Source organism: Citrobacter sp. Cpo045, from assembly GCF_030332875.1.
Lineage (GTDB): Bacteria > Pseudomonadota > Gammaproteobacteria > Enterobacterales > Enterobacteriaceae > Citrobacter > Citrobacter portucalensis.
The window spans coordinates 1-6804 of sequence record NZ_JAOWGZ010000099.1 but is presented as its reverse complement, the minus strand read 5'-3'; the positions used below and the strand labels follow the sequence as shown (position 1 = coordinate 6804).

General features: G+C 58.6%; 7 protein-coding genes. 4 read left to right on the top strand and 3 right to left on the bottom strand.

Translation table 11 applies throughout. The features are described from left to right. Positions 1 to 147 precede the first annotated feature (147 nt). Genes OGY13_RS15475 through mphR(A) form a run of 3 tightly spaced genes read left to right on the top strand, consistent with a single transcriptional unit; the run spans position 148 to position 2872 of the window. A complete protein-coding gene (locus tag OGY13_RS15475) occupies positions 148 to 1053 on the top strand; it encodes an Mph(A) family macrolide 2'-phosphotransferase (protein WP_000219391.1) in 906 nt (301 codons plus the stop codon). Then, a complete protein-coding gene (mrx(A), locus tag OGY13_RS15470; protein WP_000004159.1) occupies positions 1050 to 2288 on the top strand; it encodes a phosphorylated macrolide efflux MFS transporter Mrx(A) in 1239 nt (412 codons plus the stop codon). Before OGY13_RS15475 ends, mrx(A) begins: the two co-directional genes overlap by 4 nt. Beyond that, positions 2288 to 2872 (top strand): macrolide-binding transcriptional repressor MphR(A), encoded by a 585-nt coding sequence (mphR(A), locus tag OGY13_RS15465; protein WP_001137892.1) that lies wholly within the window; start codon positions 2288 to 2290, stop codon positions 2870 to 2872. Before mrx(A) ends, mphR(A) begins: the two co-directional genes overlap by 1 nt. A gap of 492 nt (positions 2873 to 3364) precedes the next feature. Here mphR(A) and OGY13_RS15460 read toward each other — a convergent pair whose 3' ends face one another. From OGY13_RS15460 to chrA, 3 genes are all read right to left on the bottom strand, one after another. Further along, the gene (locus tag OGY13_RS15460) at positions 3365 to 4129 is read right to left on the bottom strand and encodes an IS6-like element IS6100 family transposase (RefSeq protein ID WP_001389365.1); all 765 of its coding nucleotides are present in this window, start codon (positions 4127 to 4129) and stop codon (positions 3365 to 3367) included. 226 nt (positions 4130 to 4355) lie between these two features. Next, positions 4356 to 4661 carry a PadR family transcriptional regulator gene (locus tag OGY13_RS15450; RefSeq protein WP_000130000.1) on the bottom strand — a complete coding sequence of 102 codons (306 nt, stop codon included), beginning with the start codon at positions 4659 to 4661 and terminating at the stop codon, positions 4356 to 4358. A 10-nt stretch (positions 4662 to 4671) separates the two neighbouring features. Continuing rightward, entirely contained in the window at positions 4672 to 5877 is a 1206-nt protein-coding gene (chrA, locus tag OGY13_RS15445; RefSeq protein ID WP_000184001.1) for a chromate efflux transporter, read from the bottom strand. A 227-nt stretch (positions 5878 to 6104) separates the two neighbouring features. Between chrA and OGY13_RS15440 the strand changes: the two genes are divergently transcribed. Then, positions 6105 to 6804: IS110-like element IS4321 family transposase (locus OGY13_RS15440; RefSeq protein ID WP_286637622.1), on the top strand; the 700-nt coding region annotated here is incomplete at its 3' end.

The following is a 6804-nucleotide window of genomic DNA, read 5'->3' as shown; positions in this document are numbered from 1 at the left end:
TGGTAAGCAGAGTTTTTGAAATGTAAGGCCTTTGAATAAGACAAAAGGCTGCCTCATCGCTAACTTTGCAACAGTGCCGGATTGAATATAACCGACGTGACTGTTACATTTAGGTGGCTAAACCCGTCAAGCCCTCAGGAGTGAATCATGACCGTAGTCACGACCGCCGATACCTCCCAACTGTACGCACTTGCAGCCCGACATGGGCTCAAGCTCCATGGCCCGCTGACTGTCAATGAGCTTGGGCTCGACTATAGGATCGTGATCGCCACCGTCGACGATGGACGTCGGTGGGTGCTGCGCATCCCGCGCCGAGCCGAGGTAAGCGCGAAGGTCGAACCAGAGGCGCGGGTGCTGGCAATGCTCAAGAATCGCCTGCCGTTCGCGGTGCCGGACTGGCGCGTGGCCAACGCCGAGCTCGTTGCCTATCCCATGCTCGAAGACTCGACTGCGATGGTCATCCAGCCTGGTTCGTCCACGCCCGACTGGGTCGTGCCGCAGGACTCGGAGGTCTTCGCGGAGAGCTTCGCGACCGCGCTCGCCGCCCTGCATGCCGTCCCCATTTCCGCCGCCGTGGATGCGGGGATGCTCATCCGTACACCGACGCAGGCCCGTCAGAAGGTGGCCGACGACGTTGACCGCGTCCGACGCGAGTTCGTGGTGAACGACAAGCGCCTCCACCGGTGGCAGCGCTGGCTCGACGACGATTCGTCGTGGCCAGATTTCTCCGTGGTGGTGCATGGCGATCTCTACGTGGGCCATGTGCTCATCGACAACACGGAGCGCGTCAGCGGGATGATCGACTGGAGCGAGGCCCGCGTTGATGACCCTGCCATCGACATGGCCGCGCACCTTATGGTCTTTGGTGAAGAGGGGCTCGCGAAGCTCCTCCTCACGTATGAAGCGGCCGGTGGCCGGGTGTGGCCGCGGCTCGCCCACCACATCGCGGAGCGCCTTGCGTTCGGGGCGGTCACCTACGCACTCTTCGCCCTCGACTCGGGTAACGAAGAGTACCTCGCTGCGGCGAAGGCGCAGCTCGCCGCAGCGGAATGAGCGAACGTCGATATAGCCCGCTCGCGACGCTGTTCGCGGCGACCTTTCTCTTCCGGATCGGCAACGCGGTGGCGGCCCTCGCGCTTCCATGGTTCGTCCTGTCTCATACAAAGAGCGCGGCCTGGGCGGGCGCCACGGCCGCTAGCAGCGTCATCGCGACCATCATCGGCGCGTGGGTTGGTGGTGGCCTCGTCGATCGGTTCGGGCGCGCGCCCGTCGCATTGATCTCGGGTGTGGTGGGCGGCGTGGCCATGGCGAGCATCCCACTGCTCGATGCCGTTGGCGCCCTCTCGAACACTGGGCTGATCGCTTGCGTGGTGCTCGGTGCCGCGTTCGACGCACCCGGTATGGCCGCGCAGGACAGTGAGCTGCCCAAACTCGGCCACGTCGCCGGGCTCTCCGTTGAGCGCGTCTCGTCACTGAAAGCGGTGATCGGGAACGTCGCGATTCTAGGTGGCCCGGCCCTTGGGGGGGCCGCAATCGGCCTGCTTGGCGCTGCGCCAACGCTCGGGCTGACGGCGTTCTGCTCCGTCCTTGCAGGTCTGCTCGGCGCGTGGGTGCTTCCCGCGCGTGCCGCTCGGACGATGACCACGACGGCGACTCTCTCCATGCGCGCCGGCGTCGCTTTTCTCTGGAGCGAACCCCTGCTGCGCCCTCTCTTTGGTATAGTGATGATCTTCGTGGGCATCGTTGGCGCCAACGGCAGCGTCATCATGCCTGCGCTGTTTGTAGATGCAGGACGCCAAGTAGCAGAGCTCGGGCTGTTCTCCTCAATGATGGGGGCTGGTGGTCTCCTTGGCATTGCCATTCATGCGTCGGTCGGCGCCCGGATATCAGCGCAGAACTGGCTGGCGGTGGCATTTTGTGGCTCTGCGGTGGGCTCGCTTCTGCTTTCACAGTTGCCAGGCGTGCCGGTGCTGATGTTGTTGGGCGCGCTCGTGGGACTGCTGACCGGCTCAGTCTCTCCCATTCTCAACGCTGCCATCTACAACCGCACGCCGCCAGAACTTCTCGGCCGGGTACTCGGCACGGTCTCGGCGGTGATGCTGTCAGCCTCGCCCATGGTTATGCTTGCGGCCGGCGCGTTTGTCGACCTTGCTGGTCCGCTCCCTGGCCTCGTTGTATCGGCCGTGTTTGCGGGGCTCGTGGCTCTACTCTCGCTCCGTCTTCAATTTGCTACAATGGCGGCGGCAGCCACAGCCTCCGCCCCAACCCATACAGAAGGTGAACACTGATGCCCCGCCCCAAGCTCAAGTCCGATGACGAGGTACTCGAGGCCGCCACCGTAGTGCTGAAGCGTTGCGGTCCCATAGAGTTCACGCTCAGCGGAGTAGCAAAGGAGGTGGGGCTCTCCCGCGCAGCGTTAATCCAGCGCTTCACCAACCGCGATACGCTGCTGGTGAGGATGATGGAGCGCGGCGTCGAGCAGGTGCGGCATTACCTGAATGCGATACCGATAGGCGCAGGGCCGCAAGGGCTCTGGGAATTTTTGCAGGTGCTCGTTCGGAGCATGAACACTCGCAACGACTTCTCGGTGAACTATCTCATCTCCTGGTACGAGCTCCAGGTGCCGGAGCTACGCACGCTTGCGATCCAGCGGAACCGCGCGGTGGTGGAGGGGATCCGCAAGCGACTGCCCCCAGGTGCTCCTGCGGCAGCTGAGTTGCTCCTGCACTCGGTCATCGCTGGCGCGACGATGCAGTGGGCCGTCGATCCGGATGGTGAGCTAGCTGATCATGTGCTGGCTCAGATCGCTGCCATCCTGTGTTTAATGTTTCCCGAACACGACGATTTCCAACTCCTCCAGGCACATGCGTAAACGGAGGTGTGCAGAGTCCCTGCGGCAGGCGACGAACACGACCGTCGTCGATTAGTACCGGTACGGTCGGTGGTATCGAAGTCTTGATCACCACTCAGGTCTACGGCTTACAAATGGTGACCATCCCGATACTTGCGTCAGAGCACCGGGCCGATTCTTTGACAGTGAATCACTCCCGTAAGGTTGTGCCGGTGTGGGTGTCCCGGGTCGAGACGATACTCCGCCAATGCGCCCAGCAAACAACCTGGCCATCGCAGGTGGTGGGGAGCGGTGTGGCGGATGAGTTGGACAAGTTGGTGTAGCAGCACGAGCACGGCGAGATAACATCGCAGGAGTTCGACATGCTCAAGAGACAGCTGATTGCGAATCGCGATGCAGATTCATAACCCGATTGCGGGTTGGCTTCACTCCACCATCACCGAGCAGACTAGCACGGCGGGCTCTGTTGCAAAGATTGGCGGCAGTCAGAGGTAGGCTGTCGCTCTGCGCCGATCAGGCGGCTGCTGCGAAATGGTGGTTGAGCATGCCCATGGCCTCCGTCAGCGCCGAGGGCCCAATGCCAAAAGCTCTCTCCACAAGGCGCACCTCGCCCCTGATGCCGGGCTGCAGGCACCAGGGGCGAGCCTGTCCTTTGCGCAGGGCTCGCATGACTTCGAATCCCTTGATCGTGGCATAGGCCGTGGGGATCGATTTGAAACCGCGCACCGGCTTGATCAGTATCTTGAGCTTTCCGTGATCGGCCTCGATCACGTTATTGAGATACTTCACCTGCCGGTGGGCCGTCTCCCGGTCCAGCTTTCCTTCGCGCTTCAATTCGGTGATCGCTGCACCATAGCTCGGCGCTTTGTCGGTATTGAGCGTGGCAGGCTTTTCCCAGTGCTTCAGGCCTCGCAGGGCCTTGCCCAGGAACCGCTTCGCTGCCTTGGCGCTGCGGGTCGGCGACAGGTAGAAATCGATCGTGTCGCCCCGCTTGTCGACTGCCCGGTACAGGTAGGTCCACTTGCCCCGCACCTTGACGTAGGTTTCATCCAGGCGCCAGCTCGGATCAAAGCCACGCCGCCAGAACCAGCGCAGCCGCTTCTCCATCTCCGGGGCGTAGCACTGGACCCAGCGATAGATCGTCGTATGGTCGACCGAAATGCCGCGTTCCGCCAGCATTTCCTCAAGGTCGCGATAGCTGATCGGATAGCGACAATACCAGCGCACCGCCCACAGGATCACATCACCCTGGAAATGGCGCCACTTGAAATCCGTCATCGTTCCGTCCGTCCAATCTCCGCCAAGCATGCTCAAGCTTCACGATTTTTGCAACAGAGCCCACACGAGTATTGAGCATAGTCGAGATTGGTGCAGATCACTTCTGATATTGAACTGTCAGGAGCTGGCTGCACAACAGCCATTACGCCCAATCAACTGGTGCAGTCGTCTTCTGAAAATGACAATCCAGTTAGGGTATAGCTCAACCTGACATAGAAGCAAAAACTCAACCACCTTCTACCAACTCTCCGAACAGCTCCTTGACCTTTGTTTTCGCATCAGCAAGTGCAGTTCTGCCTTGTTCAGTGATGTCATAAACACGCCGTTCACGTCGCCCGGTGCGTTCGTGGCGTGAGGTCAGATAGCCTTTTTTTTCCAGGCCGTGCAGCATCGGGTACACGGTGCCAGCGCTCATCTCGTAGCCGTGTCGGCGTAGCTCTTCGATGATCCCCAGCCCAAAGACAGGTTCCTCGGCTGCATGGTGAAGGATGTGCAGGCGGATCAAACCGCCGTAGAGGTCTTTGTCAGTCATTTTTTGTGCCTCACAGAGCGACGCTCAACAGCCACCCAGCTGCACCGCTACCGAGGACAACCAGCCACGGCGGGAGCTTCCAGAACATAAGTGCGACAAGGGCAACTAATGCCAAGCCGAAGTCTTGCGGCTGAAAGATGGCGCTAGTCCATACAGGCTGATACAGCGCGGCCAGCAGCAAGCCGACTACAGCGGCATTGATCCCGGCCAGCGCAGCTTGGATGCCTGTATTGCGGCGCAAACGCTCCCAAAATGGCATTGATCCGACGACCAGCAAGAACGAGGGCGCGAAGATAGCCAGCAGACACACAATGCCGCCGATCCAGCCCGACGGGGCGGTGTTCATCGAGGCACCAAGAAACGCGGCGAACGTGAACAAAGGGCCGGGCACCGCTTGAGCTGCCCCGTACCCCGCGAGAAAGGATTCATTGTTGACCCAGCCGGAGGGCACCACTTCGGCTTGCAGTAATGGCAGCACAACGTGACCACCGCCGAACACCAGTGATCCGACACGATAGAAGGAATCCACCATTGCCATGGTTTGACTTGGCATCAGTTCGGCCAACACCGGCAGGCCAATCAGCAAGACAAAGAACAGCGAGAGCCAAAGCACGCCGGCCCGGTGACTGACCGTGATAGGTAGGGGGTCATGCTCAACAACTTTCGCTGGCTTGAACAATAACCGGCCTGCGATGCCTGCGATAGCAATCACGCCAACCTGTCCCCACGCGGACGGCACAAGTAAAACGACGCAGGTAGCAATTGCCATGATGGTGACTCGCAGCCCATCCGTGCATAGGTTACGCGCCATGCCCCATACTGCTTGAGCGACCACGGCCACAGCCACCACTTTTAAGCCATGCAACGCGCCCTGCGAGACGTAATCGCCATAGCTGGAGATGCCGAGCGCAAAAAGGATCAAGGCTATGGCAGACGGCAGCGTGAAGCCAGCCCAAGCAGCCAGCGCCCCGCTGTATCCAGCCCGAGACAGTCCTACCGCTATGCCGACCTGGCTGCTTGCAGGCCCTGGCAAGAACTGACAAAGCGCGACCAAGTCAGCATAGCTCCGTTCGGAGAGCCAGCGCCGCCGTGTGACAAATTCGGCGCGGAAGTAGCCCAAGTGCGCAATGGGGCCGCCAAAAGATGTCAATCCAAGCCGCAGAAAAATAAGAAAGACCGACCATGGTCTGCTGTCATCGGTAGGGTTATTCGTCATACTTTCGCCTTCATGATCTGCAACGAGTTGATCAATAATAAGCGAAATTCGATAACGAAATTCGATATAAATCTAGAAAAAAATACCTCTATGTGTACTACGCAGTTTTAGCTGTGGCTTTCACAGGAGCACGCTTACTTACGGCTTAGCGTGCTTTATTTAATGAGATGGTCACTCCCTCCTTCCCGGTACTATGCTGAGGACAGGCTTTCATTCGGAGAACTATCATGGAAAACATTGCGCTCATTGGTATCGATCTGGGTAAAAACTCTTTCCATATTCATTGCCAGGATCGTCGCGGGAAGGCTGTTTACCGTAAAAAATTTACCCGGCCAAAGTTGATCGAATTTTTGGCGACATGCCCCGCTACAACCATCGCAATGGAAGCCTGTGGCGGTTCTCACTTTATGGCACGCAAGTTGGAAGAGTTGGGGCATTCCCCAAAGCTGATATCACCACAATTTGTCCGCCCGTTCGTTAAAAGCAATAAAAACGACTTTGTCGACGCCGAAGCTATTTGTGAAGCTGCATCGCGTCCGTCTATGCGTTTTGTGCAGCCCAGAACGGAATCTCAGCAGGCAATGCGGGCTCTGCATCGTGTCCGTGAATCCCTGGTTCAGGATAAGGAAAAAACAACCAATCAAATGCATGCTTTTCTGCTGGAATTTGGCATTAGCGTTCCCCGAGGAGCTGCCGTTATTAGCCGACTGAGTACCATTCTTGAGGATAATAGTTTGCCTCTTTACCTCAGCCAGTTATTGCTGAAATTACAACAGCATTATCACTATCTTGTTGAGCAGATTAAAGATTTGGAATCCCAGTTGAAACGAAAGTTGGACGAAGATGAGGTTGGACAGCGCTTGCTGAGCATTCCCTGCGTCGGAACACTGACAGCGAGTACTATTTCAACTGAGATTGGCGACGGGA

What these genes read in the sequence shown, in the direction of transcription:
- OGY13_RS15475 (WP_000219391.1), top strand. Translation starts at nt 148, where the DNA reads ATGACCGTAGTCACGACCGCCGATACCTCCCAACTGTACGCACTTGCA.
- OGY13_RS15460 (WP_001389365.1), bottom strand. Translation starts at nt 4,129, where the DNA reads ATGACGGATTTCAAGTGGCGCCATTTCCAGGGTGATGTGATCCTGTGG.
- OGY13_RS15450 (WP_000130000.1), bottom strand. Translation starts at nt 4,661, where the DNA reads ATGACTGACAAAGACCTCTACGGCGGTTTGATCCGCCTGCACATCCTT.
- chrA (WP_000184001.1), bottom strand. Translation starts at nt 5,877, where the DNA reads ATGACGAATAACCCTACCGATGACAGCAGACCATGGTCGGTCTTTCTT.